The organism is Yeosuana marina, from assembly GCF_011762485.1.
GTDB classification, from domain to species: Bacteria; Bacteroidota; Bacteroidia; order Flavobacteriales; family Flavobacteriaceae; genus Yeosuana; species Yeosuana marina.
The window spans coordinates 212627-233899 of sequence record NZ_JAAKGI010000007.1 but is presented as its reverse complement, the minus strand read 5'-3'; the positions used below and the strand labels follow the sequence as shown (position 1 = coordinate 233899).

Below are 21273 nucleotides of genomic sequence, written 5' to 3'. Positions count from 1 at the left end.
TTTTGTTACAAATATAAATAAATAGATAGTATACAGTTTTACTTTAATTAAAAGAGGAATTAATTACATTTGCACTTTTAAAATAAATTTCAATGAAAGCAGGAATTGTAGGATTGCCAAACGTAGGAAAATCAACGTTGTTTAATTGTTTATCGAACGCTAAAGCACAAAGTGCAAACTTTCCGTTTTGTACTATTGAACCTAACATTGGGGTGGTTAACGTTCCGGATCCGCGTTTAGAAAAATTGGAAGAATTGGTAAAACCAGTTAGAGTACAACCTGCTACGGTAGAGATTGTTGATATTGCGGGCTTGGTAAAAGGAGCCAGTAAAGGAGAAGGTTTAGGAAATCAGTTTTTAGCTAATATTAGAGAAACCGATGCTATTTTGCATGTATTACGTTGTTTCGATAATGATAATATTGTACATGTTGATGGAAAAGTAGATCCTATTAGAGATAAGGAAACCATCGACATGGAATTACAGCTAAAGGATTTAGAAACTGTTGACAAAAAACTAGACAGAGTAAAACGTGCAGCAAAAACGGGGAATAAAGACGCCCAAAAGGAAGAAGCTGTTTTGTTGAAAATTAAAGCAGGTCTTGAGGCTGGAACATCGGTTAGAGCGCTTGAGTTTAGTGAAGATGATTATAATGATTTTGTTGCGCCGTCACAGTTTATTACAGACAAACCCGTTATGTATGTGTGTAATGTGGATGAAGGTTCTGCTGTATCTGGGAATGCCTATGTTGATTTGGTAAAAGAGGCTGTTAAAAATGAAGAAGCAGAAGTATTAGTTTTAGCTGTTGGAACGGAAGCCGATATTAATGAATTGGATGATTATGAAGAACGTCAAATGTTTCTTCAAGATATAGGATTAGATGAAGCAGGTTCTGCTAAATTGATTCGCTCTGCATATAAACTTTTAAAACAACAAACCTATTTTACTGCAGGTGTTAAAGAGGTGAGAGCTTGGACTATTGATGTTGGAGCCACTGCACCACAAGCGGCAGGTGTTATTCATACAGATTTTGAAAAAGGTTTTATTAGAGCTGAGGTGATTGCTTACGATGATTTTGAATCATATGGTAGTGAAGCTAAAGTAAAAGAAGCTGGTAAAATGCGTGTTGAAGGAAAAAATTACATTGTTAAAGATGGCGATGTGATGCATTTCTTATTTAATGTGTAGATATTTTTAGGTTTAATAACTTGAATTTTAATAGATTATAATTATTTCAAAAAATAGTATCCGCTTGTAAAGTCCAAAACTAGTTTTCATTCGTATTTAATTTTGTATAAAATTAAACCCCAAATTTATGAATGCAAGACAACCAATTTTAACAGTTTTATTAGTCATTTTTACAACTATTGCGTATTCTCAGGTGCTTCCTCGTGAATCTAATTTTGCTTTAGGTTTTTCTACGGGCTACAATAGAGGATTAGGTTTTCAAATATCAGCCACAGCACTGCGTCCTTTAGAAAATCTTCCGGTTCAAATAAGATTAGGTATTGGACTTACAAGCATGGATCCAGGAAATTCAGCAGATGCACGACGTATTTTTATTAACAATGCTACCAATGGTGTTCCTGAAGAAAAAGCCCGATCCTTTGATTATCGCTTAGATTTTATGTTAGATTCAGACTTTATAAATTCAGATGATTCTAAAATTGTTTTTGGTCCAAGATATTCCAGTTTTAAAGCCAATTTTAAATATGTTGGTGGTAATGAAAATTTTGATGTGACTTCAAAGCAAGTCGGATTGGGTTTAGGCTACGAAAGTCAGTTTAAGATGAGTGATAAATTAAGCTTATTAGCGGCTGTTGGGTTAGATTACTTTTTTAACAGTACACTAACTGGTCATGATACTTCCTATAGTCCAGATAACGACAATGTAAACCCAAGAAATGATAATGCAAATGATAATGTTCAGTTTACCTATAAGGATGCCAACGATGCTATAAAACAACCTAGTTTGATGCCTAGAGTGTTAATAGGTGTTGTTTATATGTTGTAAAAACAATAAAAATATTATAAAAACCCAATGTTACAAGCATTGGGTTTTTCTTTTTAATCACTTTTTCAAATCAATAAGAGGAGTATTTAATGTTATGATTTGCAAAATTTTAGAGTAATTATGTTTTCTTGAACGTCGTAAATCATAAACTATTGGATAATACATTACTTCTTCCAAGTTTATTTTTGCAATATGAAATGAGCAATTCAATAAGTTACTACTAGCTAATAGAATTAATAGAGAATGGCATCTGAGAGATAGAAAAACAAGCAAATTTAAACAGATGAAATCCAATAAATCTTTTGTCACCGGCATCATTTTAGGGTTGCTGGGCATTATTTTGTTTTCTTCAAAAGCCGTAATGGTTAAATTAGCCTATCAATATCAGGTTGATGCGGTTAGTGTTTTACTATTTAGAATGCTGTTTTCATTTCCATTTTATGTGGTTATTGCCTTTTTATATCGTAAAAACACCAATGGTGTTACGCTCGTAAAAAATGATTATTTGTGGGTAGCCTTTTTTGGATTTGTAGGCTACTATCTATCTAGTTATTTTGATTTTGTAGGATTGGTCTATATCAAAGCCAGTTTAGAGCGAATTATTCTGTTTCTATATCCTACGATAGTACTCCTATTCAACAAAATCTTTTTGAAACAGGTAATTACCAAAAATCAAGTGTACGCGATTGTTTTAACCTACGTAGGCATTATCATCGCTTTTTGGAACGAAGTTGCTATTTCTGGTAGTGACACATATTTAGGAGGTTTTTTTATCTTGCTTTGCGCCATTACCTATGCCGCATATCTATCAGGAAGTGGCTGGTTAATTCCAAAATTTGGGGTGGTTAAGTTTACGGCTTACGCTATGATAGTGTCTTGTATTTTTGTGTTTGTCCATTACGGAATTGCAAATCCAATAGATTTATTGAATTATCCATGGCAAGTATATTTATTAGGCTTTTTAATAGCCATATTCGCAACGGTTATTCCGTCTTTTTTGGTGTCAACTTCCATCAAATTAATTAGTTCATCAAATTTTGCAGTAATTGCAGCTGTAGGCCCAATTTCTACAATTATTTTGGCCGCAATCTTTTTAAATGAACAATTAACGTTATTACAATTATTAGGTGCTTTTGCTGTAATAATTGGAATTTCATTAGTATCTTTAAGCAAGAAAAAATAAGTAATTTATTCCGTATTGATAACTTAAAAATAAGGTTCTCAACAAGATTAATTGTTTTATTGTTAATTATTTTGTTGAATGGCTATTTTATTTTTTATCCTTTAATATTATATTAGCGACCATCATTAAATTTTTGCTCAAAATCTATGGCTGAACAAACCAATTATACCGAAGATAATATACGCTCATTAGACTGGAAAGAACATATTCGTATGCGTCCAGGAATGTATATTGGTAAGTTGGGTGATGGATCGTCTCCGGATGACGGGATTTATATTCTGCTAAAAGAAGTTTTAGACAACTCTATTGATGAGTATGTCATGGGGGCTGGTAAAACCATTGAAGTATCTATTCAAGGAGAAAAAGTAACTGTTAGAGATTACGGACGAGGTATTCCGCTTGGAAAAGTTGTGGATGTAGTTTCTAAGATGAATACGGGTGGAAAGTACGATTCTAAGGCATTTAAAAAATCAGTTGGTTTAAATGGTGTGGGAACAAAAGCTGTTAATGCGTTGTCTTCATTTTTTAGAGTAGAATCTACCCGAGATAGTAAGTCGGCCTCTGCAGAATTTGAACAAGGAAATCTTACCAATCAAGATCTTTTAGATGATACGTCCAGACGAAAAGGTACTAAGGTGTCATTTGTTCCTGATGAAGTCATTTTTAAAAATTATAAATACAGGAGTGAGTATGTTATAAGAATGCTTAAAAACTACGTATATCTTAATACGGGCTTAACTATTGTTTTTAATGGTGAAAAGTATTTTAGTGAACATGGTTTAAAAGATTTGCTGGCTGAAAACATTAGTGAATCAGACATGTTATATCCAATCATACATTTAAAAAGTGACGATATAGAAGTTGCGTTAACACATAGTAAAACGCAGTATAGTGAAGAATATCATTCGTTTGTAAATGGTCAAAATACCACGCAAGGAGGTACACATTTATCTGCTTTTAGAGAAGCCTTGGTTAAAACCATTAGAGAGTTTTATGGTAAAAACTATGAAGCAGCTGATGTTAGAAAATCAGTAGTAAGCGCAATTGCTATTAAAGTAATGGAGCCTGTTTTTGAAAGTCAAACAAAAACAAAGTTAGGTTCTACTGATATGGGAGGCGATTTGCCAACCGTAAGAACGTTTATTAATGATTTTGTAAAAACACATCTTGATAACTATTTACATAAAAATCCAGAATCAGCCGAGAAAATACAACGTAAAATCCTTCAGGCAGAACGGGAGCGTAAAGAACTCTCAGGAATTCGTAAACTAGCCAAAGACCGTGCTAAAAAAGCGAGTTTGCACAATAAAAAATTACGAGATTGTCGGGTACACTTTGGAGATACTAAAAACGAACGAAATTTAGAAACTACTTTATTTATTACCGAGGGTGATTCCGCTTCTGGTAGTATCACAAAATCAAGAGATGTTAACACACAAGCGGTCTTTAGTTTAAAAGGAAAACCTCTAAATTCATATGGTTTAAGTAAGAAAATTGTTTATGAAAATGAAGAATTTAATTTATTACAAGCCGCGTTAAATATTGAAGAATCTATTGAAGACTTACGTTATAATAACATTGTTATAGCCACCGATGCAGATGTTGATGGAATGCATATTAGATTGTTATTAATAACCTTCTTTTTACAGTTTTTTCCAGAAATCATTAAAGAGGGACATTTGTACATATTACAAACACCGTTGTTTAGGGTGCGTAACAAAAAAGAAACCATTTATTGCTATTCTGAACAAGAACGAAAAGATGCCATTGAAAAATTAAAACCGAAACCAGAAATCACCAGGTTTAAAGGGTTAGGTGAAATTTCACCTGATGAATTTAAAAATTTTATAGGAGATAGTATTCGTCTAGATCCTATTATGTTAGATAAGGATTTATCTATAGAAGAATTGCTTGGATTTTACATGGGGAAAAATACACCAGATAGGCAAGAATTTATTATCGATAATCTTAAAGTTGAACTTGATTTAATTGCAGAAGATAACTAAATTTGTAGTGTCTAAAATTGTTAATTATATATGCCAAAAAAGGCTAGTTATTTAACTAGTTGAAAAGCATACATATTAGAGTTTTAGATGAACAAACTAAAAGTATTAATTATGTTATATTCTAAAGAAAAAACTGGTTTTAAAAGACGTTCTTATGAGCATTTACACACTCATACAAGTAAAGAGCAAATGCACAGATTAAAGTCTGTGGGGCGTGTTATGCTTAATGGTACACCAAAAAAGTAAAAATTTTTAATGACAGAAGACAGCGACGATTTAATTAACGAACAAGACGAGCCCAAGGAGACGATTACCCGTATTACGGGGATGTACAAAGAGTGGTTTTTAGATTATGCATCGTATGTTATTTTAGAACGTGCTGTTCCTGCTATTGAAGATGGTTTTAAACCCGTTCAACGTCGTATCATGCATTCTATGAAAGATTTAGATGATGGACGTTACAATAAAGTCGCTAACATTGTTGGTCATACCATGCAATATCATCCTCATGGAGATGCCAGTATTGCAGATGCCATGGTGCAAATAGGGCAAAAAGACTTACTTATAGACACCCAAGGAAACTGGGGAAATATACTAACAGGTGATAGCGCTGCAGCATCAAGATATATAGAAGCACGCCTTTCTAAATTTGCTTTAGATGTTGTTTACAATCCTAAAATAACCGAATGGCAGGCCTCTTATGACGGACGTAGAAAAGAGCCTGTAAATCTACCTGTTATGTTTCCGTTGCTTTTAGCGCAAGGCGGAGAAGGTATTGCAGTAGGATTATCAACAAAAATATTACCACATAATTTTATTGAACTTATAGATGCTTCCATAAAGCATTTAAAAGGGAAAAGTTTTACTATTTATCCAGATTTTCCAACGGCTGGAATTATTGATGTTAGTGATTATAAAGATGGTTTACGCGGTGGTAAAGTTCGTGTTAGAGCTCAAATATCGCAACTCGACAAGAACACTTTAGTCATTACAGAAATTCCGTTTGGCACCAATACAACGTCGCTTATAGATTCTATTTTAAAAGCCAATGATAAAGGCAAAATAAAAATCAAAAAAATAGAAGATAATACTGCTGCAGAAGTTGAAATATTAGTCCATCTACCGTCAGGAATTTCACCAGATAAAACCATAGATGCGCTCTATGCATTTACCAATTGTGAAAGTTCTATTTCTCCTTTAGGTTGTGTCATTGAAGATAATAAACCATTATTTGTTGGGGTCACAGAAATGTTACGTCGCTCAACAGATAACACAGTTTTATTACTTAAAAGCGATTTAGAAATCAAACTAGATGAGTTTGAAGAGCAATGGCATTTTGCTTCACTAGAACGTATTTTTATAGAAAATAGAATTTATCGTGATATTGAAGAAGAAGAAACCTGGGAAGGCGTTATTAATGCGATTGATAAAGGCCTAGAGCCACATATTAAGCATTTAAAACGGGTTATTACTCAAGAGGATATTGAGCGCTTAACAGAAATTCGTATCAAGCGTATTTCAAAATTTGATATTGATAAAGCACAACAAAAAATAGATGCTTTAGAAGATCAGATAGCACAAGTAAAACACCATCTTGAAAACCTGATTGATTATGCGATTGCTTATTTTACTAGATTAAAAAAGGACTATGGTAAAGGCCGTGAACGTAAAACAGAAATCAGAGCCTTTGACGATGTCGATGTTACCAAAGTGGTCATTCGCAACACCAAACTTTATGTAAATAGAGAGGAAGGGTTTATTGGAACTTCTTTAAAACGAGATGAATACGTTTGCGATTGCAGTGATATAGATGATATTATCGTGTTTACCAAAGAAGGTAAAATGATGATTACCAAAGTAGACTCAAAAACATTTATAGGAAAGGATATTATTCACCTGGAAGTTTTTGACAAAAAAGACAATCGTACTATCTATAACATGATTTACAAGGATGGTACAAAAGGGCCTTCATACATTAAACGTTTTGCGGTTACCAGTATTACCAGAGATAAGGAATATGATTTAACCAACGGAAGTAAAGGATCAACGGTTTTATATTTCTCTGCAAATCCCAATGGTGAAGCAGAAGTAGTAACGGTTTTTTTAAGGCAAGTAGGAAGCATTAAAAAATTAAAATGGGATTTAGATTTCGCTGATATTTTAATTAAAGGAAGAAATTCAAAAGGAAATTTAGTTACTAAATATTCAGTTAAAAAAATTGAACTCAAAGAAAAAGGCATCTCTACTTTAAAGCCAAGAAAGATTTGGTTTGATGATACCGTTCAGCGTTTAAATGTTGATGGCAGAGGCGAATTGCTTGGTGAGTTTAGGGGAGAAGACAGATTGCTTATTATGACTCAGTCTGGCACTGTAAAAACGATTTTACCAGAACTGACAACTCATTTTGATAATGATATGATTGTGCTTGAAAAATGGATTCCTAAAAAGCCTATTTCAGCCATATATTATGATGGTGAAAAAGAGCGCTATTATGTTAAGAGGTTTTTAATAGAAAATGAAAACAAAGAGGAAATCTTTATTTCTGAACACGAGAAATCACAATTAGAAATCGTTTCAACAGATTGGATTCCACGAGTAGAAGTTGTTTTTGGCAAGGAGCGCGGAAAAGATAAAAAAGATGATTTAGAAGTAAATCTTGAAGAGTTCATCGCTATTAAAGGCATTAAAGCGCTTGGAAATCAATTAACGACGGATAAGGTTAAACAAATAAATTTACTGAATCCTTTGCCATACGAAGCCCCAGAAGAAGTTCATGCCGATGAACTTGAGGTTATTGATGAAGAAACTGTTGATTCAAAAGAATCTAACACTAAAGCAAAATCAAAAGGCTCTGATTCTGATGATACTGAAAGTGGTATTCAGGGGCAGCCCACTTTATTTTAAATAAAAAACAAAAACCCTTAAAAAAGGGTTTTTGTAAACTTCTATTTTTTTCATCTTTTATTCATATTTTAATGAATTAACGGGATTTGAATTGGCTGCAATATAGGCCTGAGTACTAACCGTAATTATAGCAATAATAAGTGCTAATACTGTAGCAAATATGTAAGGCAAAATAGGCATATCAATTTGATATGAAAAGTTTGACAACCAATTTTTTGCTAATAAAAACGTTATAGGCCACGCAAAAATATTTGCGATAAGTACCAGTTTAATAAAGTCTTTGGTTAGCATATTCATGATTTGAGAAACTGAAGCTCCCAAAACTTTGCGTATCCCAATTTCTTTCGTTCTCTGTTCTGCCGTATAAGAGGCCAATCCATATAAACCCATTGCAGATATAATAATAGCAAGAATAGTTAAGAATAAAAACATAGTTCCAAAGTTTTCTTGTTGTCTTAATAACGCACCAAACTTTTTATCCAAAAAGGTATATCTAAATGGATGGGTTGGTTCTAATTTATTCCATTCATCTTCTATAAAACTTATAGTAGAGCTTGCGTTTTCTGGTGAAATTTTAAAAGCAGTAAACCAGGTATAGTTACTAATTCGCATTACCATAGGACGAATAGGTTGGTTAAATCCTTCAATATGGAAATCTTTTACAACTCCTACAATTTTACCATATTGAACATCACCATTGTTATTAATAAAGGTGCCAAGTCGTTTTTCCAAGGGGTTTTTTATGTTCAAATTATTGACTGCAGTTTCATTTACTATAAAAGTTGGAATGGAATCCGAATCTTGCTCTCTATTAAAAAATCGTCCTTCAGCCAATTTAATACTCATGGTTTTAAAAAAATCATAATCTACGTTCATATTCCAAAGTGGTAATTGCTCTTGACTTCCCTCTAATGCATACATACTTTGATTAGGAAGGTCACCAGGAAAAAACGAGGCTCTTGAAACACTTTGAACATGACTGTTTTTTAAGAAGATACTTTTATAGTCTCTAAAGTTATCAGCCATTTGATCGGTTTGGATAGGAACTATAATAACTTGATCTCCTTTAAATCCAATATCTTTGTTGTGTAAGAAATCAATTTGCTTAAAAATAATAATCATTCCAATAATTAAAATAGTTGAAGCTGTAAACTGAGTAACAACAAGTGCTTTTCTTAAAAATGCTCCATTTTTAGATTTGGTAAAATCACCTTTTAAAACAGAAATGGGTTTAAATGATGATAAGAAAAAGGCGGGATAACTTCCTGCAAATAATCCATAAAACATGGTTATGATAATTGAAAAAAGTAAGGTTTGACTAAAATACTCATTCAATAAGCTAATATTGGTTTCTAAAACATTATTAAACCCTGGCAGCAATACTATAACAAGGATGTAAGCCAGACATAAAGCAATGAAACTTTGAATGACCGATTCTACTAAAAATTGAAAAATCAACATCTTTCTGGATGCTCCAGAAACTTTTCTAACACCTACTTCTTTGGCTCGTTTACCCGAACGCGCTGTTGACAAATTCATAAAATTAATACCGGCTATGATAAGTACTAAAAAGGCAATACCTAAAAACACATAGATGTACATGATATTACCATTTTGCTGAATCTCGAAGTCTTTATGAGAATATAAATGAATATCTTTTATTGGCATAAGCTGATATTCAAAAGCATTTCCTTGTTTGAAGAATTCGTCTACACTAACTTTTAGAAACCGTTCAACATCTGGTTCAATTTTTTTCATAAAGTTAGTTTTCATTTGCTGTTCAAATGAATTAAAATCAGCGCCCTTTTTTAGTTTGAGATAGGTGTTCCAACCATTATTTATCCAAACATTTTTAACATCATTATCAGATATAAATAAATCAAAACTAAAATGAGCATGTCCTTTGGGTTCTTTTATAATACCTGTAACGATTAAGTCTCGTCTATTATCATAATTAACCACTTCTCCCATAGCACTTTGGTCTCCAAAAAGCTTTTGTTTAGTTTCTTCAGATAATACAATGGAATTTGATTCTTTAAGAGCCGTTTTTGGATCTCCATGAATAAATTCATAATTAAAGACATTAAAGAACGAACTATCTGCTTGTGCAATATGTTGTATATAAACTTTTGTTTGATCGTGACGCATTAATATTTCCTGCCTACCGGTTTGAATTCTGGTGGCTGATTCTACATCTGTAAACTCTGTTCTTAGTGCATTTGCCATTGGGCTACAGGAAACCGGTGCGTCCATTTTTTGGCCCATCATATCGGCTTTTATGCCTGTTCTATATATACGTTCATAACCATCCCAGTGCTTTTCGTAACTCGTTTCATCTTTTATAAATAAAAAGACAAGTATGGATACTGCTAGCCCTAAAGCTAATCCAAGGATATTTATAAAAGCATAAATTCTATTTTTATTTAAGCTTCTGAGTGCTACTTTTAAATAATTTTTAAACATGGTTTTACGTTTTTAATTTAAACAGCAGCTTGGCTTAATTTACTTTCCTTTTCAGAAACTATTTTCCCATCCAATAAATTAATCGTTCTATTAGAGAAACTGGCATCATGTGCAGAGTGCGTTACCATGACAATGGTTGTGCCAGATTCGTTGAGCTTGCACAATAAATCCATAACCTCATTACCATGTGACGTATCCAAATTTCCCGTTGGCTCATCAGCCAATATCAAGGATGGGTTGGTGACAAGCGCCCTTGCAACGGCAACACGTTGTTGTTGTCCACCAGATAATTGTTGCGGATAGTGATTTGAACGATGTGAGATTCCAATTTTTTGAATGATCTCATCAACCCGCTTTTTTCTTTCTGAACTATTGATTTTATTATAAATGAGTGGTAATTCAATGTTTTCAAAAACAGTTAACTCATCAATGAGGTTAAAGTTTTGAAAAATAAATCCAATATTTTTTTTACGAATTTCAGACCGTTGTTTTTCATTGTATTGCGCAATTTCCTTTCCAAGAAACTCATAACTTCCGCTTTCAGGTTTATCCAACATTCCTAAAATGTTCAATAGGGTAGACTTTCCACAACCTGACGGACCCATAATAGAGACAAATTCGCCTTGGTTAATTTCAAAAGATATTTGATTTAAAGCGGTAGACTCTAACTCTTCTGTTCTGTAAACTTTAGTAAGATTTTTTAATTTGATCATCTGTTCGTTTTTTATTGGTTAATTTTGATTGATTCATAATTTTTAAAGTCGTCATAAGACGATGAGATAAATTCTTCATTGGCACTAAGCCCTTCAAGAACTTGGTAAAAGCTAGGATTTTGGTTGCCTAACTTTATATAACGCTTATGAGCTTCTCCTTTGCCATCCAAGACAAAGACGTATTGCCCACCAGAAGCTTGAAAGTAATTTCCTCGAGGAATCATGATTGATTTTTTAGATTTTGAAAGCTCTAGCCTAACTTGAACAGATTGCCCAATGGTAATATCTTTAGGAACCTCATTTTCAAATACTAATTCTATTTCAAATTTTCTGTTTTTTACTTCAGGAAACACTTTGTTCACTTTTAAATTGAGAAGTTCACCATTAAAAGAAAAGTTTGCTAGTTGACCAGGTTTAACGGAACTTAAATAATACTCGTCTACAAGCCCTTTCACTTTAAATCCTGATTGCACATCAATTTTAGCAACCGTCTGGTTTTTACTATAGGATTCTCCGATATCTGGATCAAAACTTGAGAGCATACCCGAGATAGGTGCTCTTACCAACAGTTTTTCAATGTTTTCGCGAATTAAATTTAAATTGCGTTGCATCAATGATATGGAGGTGTTAATCTGATCAATTTGCACCAAATTATCCTGCGTGCTTTTCACAACGTTGGTCTTCATAAAGTCGCGTTTGTTCTTAAAGTACTTGTAGGATTCTTGCCGTTCAATAAAATCGTTTCTGGCAATTATATCTTTTGAATATAAAACAGAATCAACTTTATAATTACGTTGTACTTCTGCTAGACTGTTTTCGCTATCAATTAAAGATTCTTTTAAATCTCGTTGATCTTTTTCTAGCGAGAGTTTTAAACTTCTTAGGTTGTTTATTTGCTCTACAATGGCTGTTTCCTGATTCATATAACCTAAGGTTGCAGAAGGATTACTTAAACGCAAAAGGGGAGTGCCCTTTTCAACGTTTACGCCATTTTCAATAAAGACCTCGTCTACTGTACCACCCTCTAGTGTATTGACTAAAACTAAATTGATAGGTTCAACGTCTCCATCAATTAAGATAACGTCTTGAAAATCGCCTTCAAAAGCCTTTTTTACAGAAATTTTTGAAGCCTCAACTTTGTATATTTTTTTGTTAAATACCTGTAATCCGAAAAAAGAGAGAATCAGAACAAATATGATACCAGCTAGTGTTAACATTTTTTTCTGACTCCAGGTTTTTTTCTCAATTTTTTTATCCATTCCCGTTTGGTTCATATTATGTTAGTTTTGATTTTTGGTTTGGTTGTTTTAAAATAAAATGACTTCAATAATTTTTATTAAAAAAGCTATTAGAGTAATAATTAGAGATATCATGCGGAATGAAAATTAGTTTGAAATTTATCTAAATTTGAATAGTGTAGTCTTTTACTAAATCCTACATACATTGAATTTCTATGTTTGATACTTTCTTTTGAATTGTTTACTATTAAAGTTGTCATAATGTTCGTTTTTTGATTGTTGATGGTATTTTTAGATGTTACTATCTGTAACGTCTTTTAGTATTCCAATAGTTGCTTTTTGAATTGTTTGGATGCTCTGATAATTGATAATTGTGTACTGTTTTCATGATTTTTATAGTTTAATGGTTTGATTTATAATATAGAGACGACTAACTTTTGAATTTGTTACAGTACTATGCATAACATATTAATAAATTTACAAAAAAAGGTAATTAGAGGTGTTCAGATTTATATTGAAAAAAGAGAACCTTTTTTAAAGAATGTTACAGTGATAAGATTTTTTAAATGTAGCTATTCTTGTTTACGCTCATCATATAACAATAATGAGACTAAAAAAAGAAAATATGATCAATAAAAAATTCTAGTGAATTTCAAAAATTAATTAAATTTTATTTTTTCTTATTCACCTTAAAACTTAAGAATTCTACAAAAAGCGAGAACGCAATAGCAAAGTATAAGTAGCCTTTAGGAATAGCACCAACTGCATTGCCAAAAAATTTGGTATGCGATAAATGAGCAGCTTCAGTGATAAGCATAAATCCAATTAAAATTAAAAAGGCTAAACCTAATAGTTGCATACTTGGATGCGCATCAATAAACTTGCGAATAGGATTGACAAACCCAATCATAATTCCGATGGAAATTACAACGGCTATAATCATTAAAACCAAATTGTAATTATGATTTTCATGTAACCCGTTAGTCATGCCAACGGCAGTTAAAATAGAATCTATGGAGAAAATAAAATCAATAATTAAAATTTGAACAATGGCTTGTGATAAGGTTTTTATTTTTTTTCCTTTTAATTGATTTTCATCATGTTTGGGAGATTCTACTTTCTCATGAATTTCAGAAGTACTTTTATAAATTAAAAACAAACCACCACCGAATAAAATGATAGATTGCCAACTTATGGCAATATGTAACCAACTGAATTCTATTGTATAAAAAGGGTCTTTTAAACCCACTAAAAATGACACAAAAAACAATAAAATAATACGTTGAACCATGGCTAGTAAAAGGCCTATGTTAGTGGCTTTACTCCGCTGGTTTTCTGGTAATTTATTAGCGGCTATGGAGATAAAAACAATATTGTCAATTCCTAAGATAATCTCTAAAAACGTTAAGGTAAGTAGCGCCATAATGGCATCACTAGTAAATAGAAAGTCTAACATGGAAATATATTATAATTTATGTGTCAAAATTAAGTAAATTTCAGAGCTTAAAAGAATAGGAAGAGCAGAATTATTGCTAGTTGAATTTTTTATTTAGTTCAGCAATAATAGTATCCAAAGGAGTTTCATAATCAAACCATAAAATGCGGTCATCTTTTCTAAACCATGTTAATTGGCGCTTTGCAAAACGTCGTGTATTTTTTTTAATTTCTGAAATGGCAAAATCTAATGTCCAATTACCGTCTAAATAATTAAACAATTCTTTATAGCCAACAGTGTTTAAAGCGTTTAATGATTTATAAGGAATAAGATTTTTTACTTCATCAAGTAAACCATCCTTAATCATTATATCTACGCGTTCGTTAATTCGGTTATAAATGATGTCTCTATCGGCAGTTAAACCAATAGTAATCGTTTTAAATGATCGTTTGGTTTTGTCTTTGTTTAAAAAAGAGGAATACGGATTTCCTGAACCAATACAAATTTCTAAAGCGCGAATGACGCGATGTGGATTATCAATAGCTATGGAGTTATAACTTTTAATATCTAACAATTTTAGTTGCTCCTGTAAAAATGGAAGTCCTTTTGATTCTAAATCAGCATTTAATTGGTCTCTTATTCTATTATCAACATCAGGAAAATAATCTAACCCTTTCGAAACAGCATCCACATAAAGGCCAGAGCCACCAACCATTATAACAATATTTTTGGTTTTAAAAAGAGACTCTAAGGTCTGTAAGGCTTCTTTTTCAAACTCCCCAACATTATACTGGTCTTGTATCGATTTATGATGGATAAAATGGTGTTTAGCGGCTTTTAATTCCTCTTTTGATGGAGCTGCTGTACCAATGGACATTTCTTTAAAAAACTGTCTAGAGTCTGCTGAGATAATCTCTGTATTAAAATGCTTAGCCAATTTAATGCTCAAGGTGGTTTTACCTATAGCTGTTGGTCCAACAATAGAAATAAGATAGTTATGCATGGTTTAATTTATGACCACAATTATAACAGAATTCAGCATTATCCTTATGATTTTCTGCCGAACAGCTAGGGCACGATTGGGTATTAAGACTCACTAAGTCTTTTTCTAAAATTGGTTTTGCTTTGCTTTGACTGGTATATTCTGCGGATACAATACCAGTTGGAACAGCAATAATACCGTAACCCAAAATCATAATACAAGTGGCTATTAATTGTCCTAAGGGTGTTTGTGGAGCAATATCCCCAAAACCTACGGTTGTAAGTGTTACGATACACCAATAGACACTTTTTGGGATATTTGTAAATCCATTTTCTTCGCCTTCAACCAGATACATTATAGTTCCGAAAATAATTGACATGATAAGAACAGCGAATAAAAACACAAATATTTTAGCTCGACTAGCTTTCAAGGCTGACATTAAATTATTAGAAGCGCCAAGATAACGTGCTAATTTTAAAATTCTGAAAACCCGTAATAAGCGCAATGCACGTAACGCCGCTAGAGCATGTACGCCACCAAAAATTAATGATATATATTTAGGAACTGTTGATAAAAAATCGATAACACCATAAAAACTAAAAATATATTTTAGAGGTTTTTTTACGGTAATAATTCTAGCAATATACTCCAAACTAAACAAGATTGTGATAATCCATTCTGAAATGTTAAGTATGTTATGATAATTTGCATCAATACTTTTAACGCTTTCCAGCATAACTAAAATAATGCTAGCAATAATGGTAATGAGCAATACAACATCAAATAACTTACCCGCAGGTGTATCAGCTTCATAAATAATTTCATGAAGTTTTGTTTTCCAGGTGGTTTTATCGAGATTGCTCATTTAGTAAAAATAAAAAAAGATAAATTAAATCTTCTTAATAAGGATAAGTGAATTTTTTTGAATATCAACAATTTTGTTCATAAATTCTTTTAAATAGGGATAATATTCTGCAGTATAAAAAGGTTCTTTAAAATCAACTTTCATAATTAGGTTTACAGAGTCATTTAAAATTTTGGTAGAAAAATTAATTTGTCCGGCATTATTAGGGAGCGCAACGGAGTAGTCTTTAGGTTGTTCTAAAACTGAATAAGAATTTCCTAAATTTAACTTAAGCAAATACAGATATGTTTTTTTGTAACCAAAATCAATAGGATAAGTTCTTTCTTGCAGTTTAAATGGGTTTTTATCAAAGAATTTAATAAAAAAGGGATTTAAATATAACTTGTCACCTGTATTTTCAGGATTATACTCGATATTATAAGATTCTATAAAGTCTTTGCTAGTTTTATCATTACTAGTTACATTATGATCAAAAATGTCCATGTAGGGTGAATTGTTTTCCAGTTTTTCTATGTAGGCATCTCTGTTTGAATAGTAACTCTTTCTTGCGTTTAAAGCATAATATCCTGTGTGTCTAGCGTCAACTTTACCAATAAAAGTTTGATTTTCATCTATATTTATTTCTGCTTTAAAAAAAACGCTAGATGGTTTATTGATAGCGATATCAACCCATTCACTACCATTTTTAAAGTCTAATAAGCGCCCATATAGATTTAAACATCTAAAGGGAATTTCGCCAAAACTTAAGTAATCGTCTGTTGCATCCAATAAATACGTTTTATTGTTTATGGTAGCTTGAACAATTAAGTAGTTAAATTCTGAAATAACGGGAAATAATTTTGTTGCAAACCCATTGTCCCTGGTGGATAATAAGATTGGTTTTACTAAAATTCCATTTTCCTCTAATAAATTGTGCAACAAAATATTGATGGAAGAAACATTTCCAGATTTATTTTTTATTAAGTCTTTAACAGAAACATCTTTGAAAATGTTATATTCTTTATTCCAAGCGTAGTTTTCTTGCACATATTTATAAATGGCTTCTGCTTTTTTTAAGGTGTCCTGCTCACTAAGAATGTCGATGCTCAATAATTCATCGGCTTTAACAGATTTTGATAATTGTCTACCAATATTAGGTTCTGCTTTTAATTCTTTATCAACTGTTTCCCATGTTTTTGCATAGTTGTGAACTATCCCTTGAAAATCTTGGAATGTTTTAAGTTCGTATTCAACTCTGGCCAAATAATTACTTTTAGCTGTCATATAATCCTCCTCTATAAAAGCAGGTGTGTTTTTCATGACGTAAGTAGAATTCGTGCAATCTGCTGTTCCGCCATTAGAAGAAGTCAAACAATTTTTTTGAAGCTTTGATTCGGCAACCGAAAGTTTCTGACTACCAATTAACTTAATATGATAATCCCAATTTGCTGGAATACTAGTTACATACTCACTATGCAATTTGGGAATATCATCTTGAAAATTCCAGCTTTTATAGTTAAACATAAAAGGGGATATAATAGTGTAACTATAGGTAATTACAGAGCCAGTTTTGATGTTGGGAAGCGCAAATTTTACAAGTGTATAATTTTCATTATACTTTTCTTTATATGTATTCGATTCTTTTAATTGTGTTTTTATAACTTTTCCATCAACTAGATTATAGGTAGTCGCAATAATTTTTTTTATTTTTTCTTCTCGACTTTCATTATTATATAAATAGATGGTAATATTCGCTTTATCAAACCCATCTCTATTTAGTATTTTAATTTTTTTTTGCACTTCTGTTCTTAAATCATAGTCGTTTTTATCAACATAACTGTTGCCATGCTCATAAATAACTAAAGCATTTGCAGTTGAATCTTTTTCGAAAGTTCTAGCAGAAATATCATTTAAAGTAACTCTATAACTTTCGGAACTATAATTTTCTTGAGAATAACTTGTTAGGTTAATAATGAGAAAAAGCAGGGGTAATATTATTCTTTTCATGGGTTTTAATCAAATTGTAATACTTTAAGGCGTTTATTTCGTCTCATATAACTTTGAATAATATGTTGAGTATCTCTATTATTTTCCATAGGAGTAATAAAAGATTTTAATACATCAATATTATTAATTTGATAATTTAAATTAAAAAAGCCAATACCTTTAAAAACTCCATTTTCAATGTAAATGGCACTTCGTTCGTCAATCTCGCGACCTCTATCAATAATAACCATGTTTTTTTGTCTGTAGCTATTTTTATTGATCAAGGACATGACTCTTTTGTTGTAATCTTCTGATGATTCTTTTCCAATGCAAGCGCCATGACACTCCTTAATATCATAGTTAAAGCAACTTGTTTTAGTTTTATAAAGTCCCGTTAATTTTTGACATAAATTATAATCTTCAACGGCTTTATTAATAAAACTTTTACCACTATCTCTGTTACTAAAGGTTGTGATAGGTTTTTTTCTTCCGTCAACCTTATCAATTTTTAAATTGATATAATCATTCTCATCAACAAAGCTGTAAAGTGCATGTGTAAAAACGGTTCGTCTTAGGGCACGATTATAAATAGGCTTATTTCGTTTTATTTCTTCACTTTCTTTAAGTAAAGCAACTAATTCGCTACCTGTAGCTTCATAAGTTACAGCAGCAGCATTGAGTTGGATTTTTTTTGATTTATGATTAGAATTGGTAAAATGCTGATTGATGCGTTTCTTTATGTTATTACTTTTTCCAATATAAATAATTTCGCCATCGGATTTATGAATGTAATAAACACCTGTTATTGAAGGTAATTGCTCAATAATATCAATGTGTCTGGGTTCTAATTGTAATTTTGGATTCTTGCGTATGGATTCTTGGATTATTTTTTTTGAGGAATCTTTATCCAATAACATTTTGAATAACTTAACCGTCGCAATGGCATCGCCAGACGCTCGGTGTCTATCTGTTACCGGAATACCTAATGAGCGCACTAATTTGCCTAAGCTATAAGAAGGCTGATTTGGAATAAGCGTTTTAGCTAATTGAACGGTACAAAGTGATTCTCGCGAGAAATCAAACCCTAGGCGTCTAAATTCAGTAACTAGTATTCTGTAATCAAACTGAGCATTGTGGGCAACAAGAATACAATCTTCTGTAATTTCAACAATGCGTTTAGCAACTTCATAAAACTTAGGCGCATTTCGTAACATATTACTGTTAATCCCTGTAAGATTTACCACAAATGGTTGAATGTCTCTTTCAGGATTTACTAAACTAATAAATTGGTCAACTACCTGATGACCATCGTATTTGTAGATAGCAATTTCAGTAATACCCTCTTCATTATACTTTCCGCCCGTTGTTTCTATGTCTAATATTGCGTAAATAAGATATAAAGTTAAATAGTTATAAAGTTAAAACGTTTTTTGATTGGCTAAAAACACCGAACAGTGCCAATTGAACTCTGCCCACTAACCACTATAATTCCGTTCTCCAAAAATACTACTTCCTACACGTACCATCGTACTTCCGCAATCAATAGCAATTTTATAATCACCACTCATACCCATGGAAATAATTTTAGGCTTAAAGTTAAAAATTTCAAGTGGTTTTAAGGTGTCAAATGTATGTTTTAAAACGTTAAATTCTTTTTTTATTTGATAGGTGTCGTCTGTAAATGTTGCCATTCCCATAAGACCCATAATTCGTATATTTTTTAATTCTGAAAGTGTTTCAGATTCAAGCAATACTCTAGCATCATCGGGTGTCATTCCAAATTTTGAGTCTTCGGAAGCTATTTTTATTTGAAGCAAACAATCAATGATTCTATCGTGTTTTAAAGCTTGTTTATTGATTTCTTTTAAAAGTTTGATGTCATCAACACCATGAATTAAAGACACAAAAGGAGCCATATATTTCACCTTATTTTTTTGAACATGCCCAATCATATGCCACTCTATGTCTTTCGGCATGGCTTCATATTTGTCTGCCATTTCCTGAATTTTATTTTCTCCAAATATTCGTTGTCCAACATTGTAGGCTTCCATTAAATCTGAAATAGGCTTTGTTTTTGAGACAGCAACAAGAGTTACATGTTCTGGTAAAGTTGATTTTATATGTTTTAGGTTTTCTTGTATTGAAGACATAGTTAATTTTAAAATTCGTAAATCGTAATTCCACTTCGAAGCTTTGGTAAAATATAGGTGCTTTTAGGAGGCATTTTTAAACCATCATCTGCAATTTGTTTCATTTGCTCAATAGTTGTAGCTCTCATGCCAAAACCTACTTTAAATTCTCCACTATCAACACTCCCTTTTATGTTTACCATTTCTTTATTACCGTGTGTATGCATGTAAGAAATACGATCATCATTGCGCAAATCTTGAATTCCCAAAATTGGCTTTAAAACAGTTTTATAGAGTATTTGAGTATCTAAACTATCTAAAGATGTTTTAAAATCATAAGATGTTTTTCTTAGATATAATGAATAAAAATCGCCATCTAAGTACATACTAAAATGATGATGTTTTGAAGGCGAATATGGTGCGTTTCCTCTATTTTGTATTCTGAAATTAGCATCTAATTTAATTAAAAAATCTTCTTTTGATAAACCGTTGAGATCTTTAATCAATCTATTAAACTCGTGTATTACTAAATCTGATTCAGGAATTAAATAGGACATGAAGAAATTATACGATTCGGTTCCGTTGTGGTTTGGGTTGTTTGCTTTTTCTTCTTGATATAATAAATGAGACGATGCCGATCTGTGGTGTCCGTCTGCAATATAAATGGTATTCATTTTTTTAAACTCATCCTGAATGGTTTTAATGACACTCTCATCATCAATTTTCCACAAATAATGCGTGTCCTTATAAGTCATGGTAAACTCATATTCGGCATGTTTTTTTTGAGTCTCCTTGATAATAGTTTCAATGTTGCTATTGTCTGGATAGGTGAGTAAAACCGGTTCTGCATTAAAACCTACTGTTTTTAAGTAATTTTTGAAGGTTTCTTCACGTAATTCAATCGTGTCTTCATGTTTTTTAATAATATCTTTTTCATAGTCTTCCGCACTTACTGCAGCTATAATACCATTAAACGTTTGATAGTGTCTATTCACAATTTTATAGACGTAAAATGAGGGTTTATCATCCTGAATGAAAACATGATTTTCTTTAAACTCTAAATACCTATTTTTTACCAATTTATAGCGTTCTTCACCAGTAATTACTTGATCGTATTTATAACCTGGATTGACAATATGCAGAAAAGTATAGGGATTATAGTCCATACGAGCTTCTCTCTCGTCTATAGTATAGCTTTGATATGAGCGCGATGCTACCAATCCCACGATGGCTCTAGTAGGTCGAACTGCTTTAAATGGAATTATTTTAGCCATGAATTTATTCTCGTCATTACAAGGAGTAAAACGATGTGGTAATCTTTTTATAGCAAAGAGATTACCACAACTTTTTTTAAAAGTTTCGCAATGACATTTTTAT

Annotated in this window: 16 protein-coding genes; 6 read left to right on the top strand and 10 right to left on the bottom strand. The window is 31.9% G+C overall.

Annotated elements, in window-relative coordinates; genetic code table 11:
- Nucleotides 1–92: 92 nt before the first annotated feature.
- The 6 genes from ychF (at nucleotide 93) to G5V56_RS09675 (ending at nucleotide 8106) form a co-directional block, all read left to right on the top strand.
- On the top strand, nucleotides 93–1187 hold the full coding sequence (ychF, locus tag G5V56_RS09700; RefSeq protein WP_166964328.1) for a redox-regulated ATPase YchF: 1095 nt from the start codon (nucleotides 93–95) through the stop codon (nucleotides 1185–1187).
- Nucleotides 1188–1314: 127 nt separating this feature from the next.
- Nucleotides 1315–2013 carry a hypothetical protein gene (locus tag G5V56_RS09695; protein WP_166964326.1) on the top strand — a complete coding sequence of 233 codons (699 nt, stop codon included), beginning with the start codon at nucleotides 1315–1317 and terminating at the stop codon, nucleotides 2011–2013.
- 283 nt (nucleotides 2014–2296) lie between these two features.
- Nucleotides 2297–3196 carry a DMT family transporter gene (locus G5V56_RS09690; RefSeq protein ID WP_166964324.1) on the top strand — a complete coding sequence of 300 codons (900 nt, stop codon included), beginning with the start codon at nucleotides 2297–2299 and terminating at the stop codon, nucleotides 3194–3196.
- 146 nt (nucleotides 3197–3342) lie between these two features.
- A complete protein-coding gene (locus tag G5V56_RS09685) occupies nucleotides 3343–5202 on the top strand; it encodes a DNA topoisomerase IV subunit B (protein WP_166964322.1) in 1860 nt (619 codons plus the stop codon).
- Between the two features lie 87 nt (nucleotides 5203–5289).
- Nucleotides 5290–5448 (top strand): hypothetical protein, encoded by a 159-nt coding sequence (locus G5V56_RS09680; protein ID WP_166964320.1) that lies wholly within the window; start codon nucleotides 5290–5292, stop codon nucleotides 5446–5448.
- A 9-nt stretch (nucleotides 5449–5457) separates the two neighbouring features.
- Nucleotides 5458–8106 carry a DNA gyrase/topoisomerase IV subunit A gene (locus G5V56_RS09675; RefSeq protein WP_166964318.1) on the top strand — a complete coding sequence of 883 codons (2649 nt, stop codon included), beginning with the start codon at nucleotides 5458–5460 and terminating at the stop codon, nucleotides 8104–8106.
- Between the two features lie 57 nt (nucleotides 8107–8163).
- Here the strand turns inward: G5V56_RS09675 and G5V56_RS09670 are convergent, their stop codons facing one another.
- The 10 genes from G5V56_RS09670 to G5V56_RS09625 all read right to left on the bottom strand — a co-directional run bounded on the left by G5V56_RS09670 (nucleotide 8164) and on the right by G5V56_RS09625 (nucleotide 21170).
- Nucleotides 8164–10569, bottom strand: a complete 2406-nt coding sequence (locus tag G5V56_RS09670) for an ABC transporter permease (protein ID WP_166964316.1) — start codon at nucleotides 10567–10569, stop codon at nucleotides 8164–8166.
- Nucleotides 10570–10586: 17 nt separating this feature from the next.
- Complete coding sequence (locus G5V56_RS09665; protein ID WP_166964314.1) at nucleotides 10587–11282, bottom strand: ABC transporter ATP-binding protein; 696 nt, start codon at nucleotides 11280–11282, stop codon at nucleotides 10587–10589.
- A gap of 11 nt (nucleotides 11283–11293) precedes the next feature.
- The gene (locus G5V56_RS09660; RefSeq protein WP_166964312.1) at nucleotides 11294–12541 is read right to left on the bottom strand and encodes an efflux RND transporter periplasmic adaptor subunit; all 1248 of its coding nucleotides are present in this window, start codon (nucleotides 12539–12541) and stop codon (nucleotides 11294–11296) included.
- 649 nt (nucleotides 12542–13190) lie between these two features.
- Nucleotides 13191–13976, bottom strand: a complete 786-nt coding sequence (locus G5V56_RS09655) for a TerC family protein (protein ID WP_166964310.1) — start codon at nucleotides 13974–13976, stop codon at nucleotides 13191–13193.
- A 76-nt stretch (nucleotides 13977–14052) separates the two neighbouring features.
- Nucleotides 14053–14958 (bottom strand): tRNA (adenosine(37)-N6)-dimethylallyltransferase MiaA, encoded by a 906-nt coding sequence (miaA, locus tag G5V56_RS09650; RefSeq protein WP_166964308.1) that lies wholly within the window; start codon nucleotides 14956–14958, stop codon nucleotides 14053–14055.
- A complete protein-coding gene (locus tag G5V56_RS09645; RefSeq protein WP_166964306.1) occupies nucleotides 14951–15802 on the bottom strand; it encodes an ion transporter in 852 nt (283 codons plus the stop codon). The genes miaA and G5V56_RS09645 overlap by 8 nt, the downstream gene beginning before the upstream one ends.
- Nucleotides 15803–15826: 24 nt before the next feature.
- Nucleotides 15827–17788 (bottom strand): DUF3857 domain-containing protein, encoded by a 1962-nt coding sequence (locus G5V56_RS09640; protein ID WP_166964304.1) that lies wholly within the window; start codon nucleotides 17786–17788, stop codon nucleotides 15827–15829.
- 5 nt (nucleotides 17789–17793) lie between these two features.
- Complete coding sequence (locus G5V56_RS09635) at nucleotides 17794–19158, bottom strand: exonuclease domain-containing protein (RefSeq protein ID WP_166964527.1); 1365 nt, start codon at nucleotides 19156–19158, stop codon at nucleotides 17794–17796.
- Nucleotides 19159–19242: 84 nt separating this feature from the next.
- Nucleotides 19243–19917, bottom strand: a complete 675-nt coding sequence (locus G5V56_RS09630; RefSeq protein WP_166964302.1) for a YggS family pyridoxal phosphate-dependent enzyme — start codon at nucleotides 19915–19917, stop codon at nucleotides 19243–19245.
- A gap of 8 nt (nucleotides 19918–19925) precedes the next feature.
- Entirely contained in the window at nucleotides 19926–21170 is a 1245-nt protein-coding gene (locus G5V56_RS09625) for a DUF1015 domain-containing protein (protein WP_166964300.1), read from the bottom strand.
- Nucleotides 21171–21273 lie beyond the last annotated feature (103 nt).

Coding starts and splice junctions, on each gene's coding strand:
- ychF (WP_166964328.1), top strand. CDS start 93: ATGAAAGCAGGAATTGTAGGATTGCCAAACGTAGGAAAATCAACGTTG.
- G5V56_RS09695 (WP_166964326.1), top strand. CDS start 1,315: ATGAATGCAAGACAACCAATTTTAACAGTTTTATTAGTCATTTTTACA.
- G5V56_RS09690 (WP_166964324.1), top strand. CDS start 2,297: ATGAAATCCAATAAATCTTTTGTCACCGGCATCATTTTAGGGTTGCTG.
- G5V56_RS09685 (WP_166964322.1), top strand. CDS start 3,343: ATGGCTGAACAAACCAATTATACCGAAGATAATATACGCTCATTAGAC.
- G5V56_RS09680 (WP_166964320.1), top strand. CDS start 5,290: ATGAACAAACTAAAAGTATTAATTATGTTATATTCTAAAGAAAAAACT.
- G5V56_RS09675 (WP_166964318.1), top strand. CDS start 5,458: ATGACAGAAGACAGCGACGATTTAATTAACGAACAAGACGAGCCCAAG.
- G5V56_RS09670 (WP_166964316.1), bottom strand. CDS start 10,569: ATGTTTAAAAATTATTTAAAAGTAGCACTCAGAAGCTTAAATAAAAAT.
- G5V56_RS09665 (WP_166964314.1), bottom strand. CDS start 11,282: ATGATCAAATTAAAAAATCTTACTAAAGTTTACAGAACAGAAGAGTTA.
- G5V56_RS09660 (WP_166964312.1), bottom strand. CDS start 12,541: ATGGATAAAAAAATTGAGAAAAAAACCTGGAGTCAGAAAAAAATGTTA.
- G5V56_RS09655 (WP_166964310.1), bottom strand. CDS start 13,976: ATGTTAGACTTTCTATTTACTAGTGATGCCATTATGGCGCTACTTACC.
- miaA (WP_166964308.1), bottom strand. CDS start 14,958: ATGCATAACTATCTTATTTCTATTGTTGGACCAACAGCTATAGGTAAA.
- G5V56_RS09645 (WP_166964306.1), bottom strand. CDS start 15,802: ATGAGCAATCTCGATAAAACCACCTGGAAAACAAAACTTCATGAAATT.
- G5V56_RS09640 (WP_166964304.1), bottom strand. CDS start 17,788: ATGAAAAGAATAATATTACCCCTGCTTTTTCTCATTATTAACCTAACA.
- G5V56_RS09630 (WP_166964302.1), bottom strand. CDS start 19,917: ATGTCTTCAATACAAGAAAACCTAAAACATATAAAATCAACTTTACCA.
- G5V56_RS09625 (WP_166964300.1), bottom strand. CDS start 21,170: ATGGCTAAAATAATTCCATTTAAAGCAGTTCGACCTACTAGAGCCATC.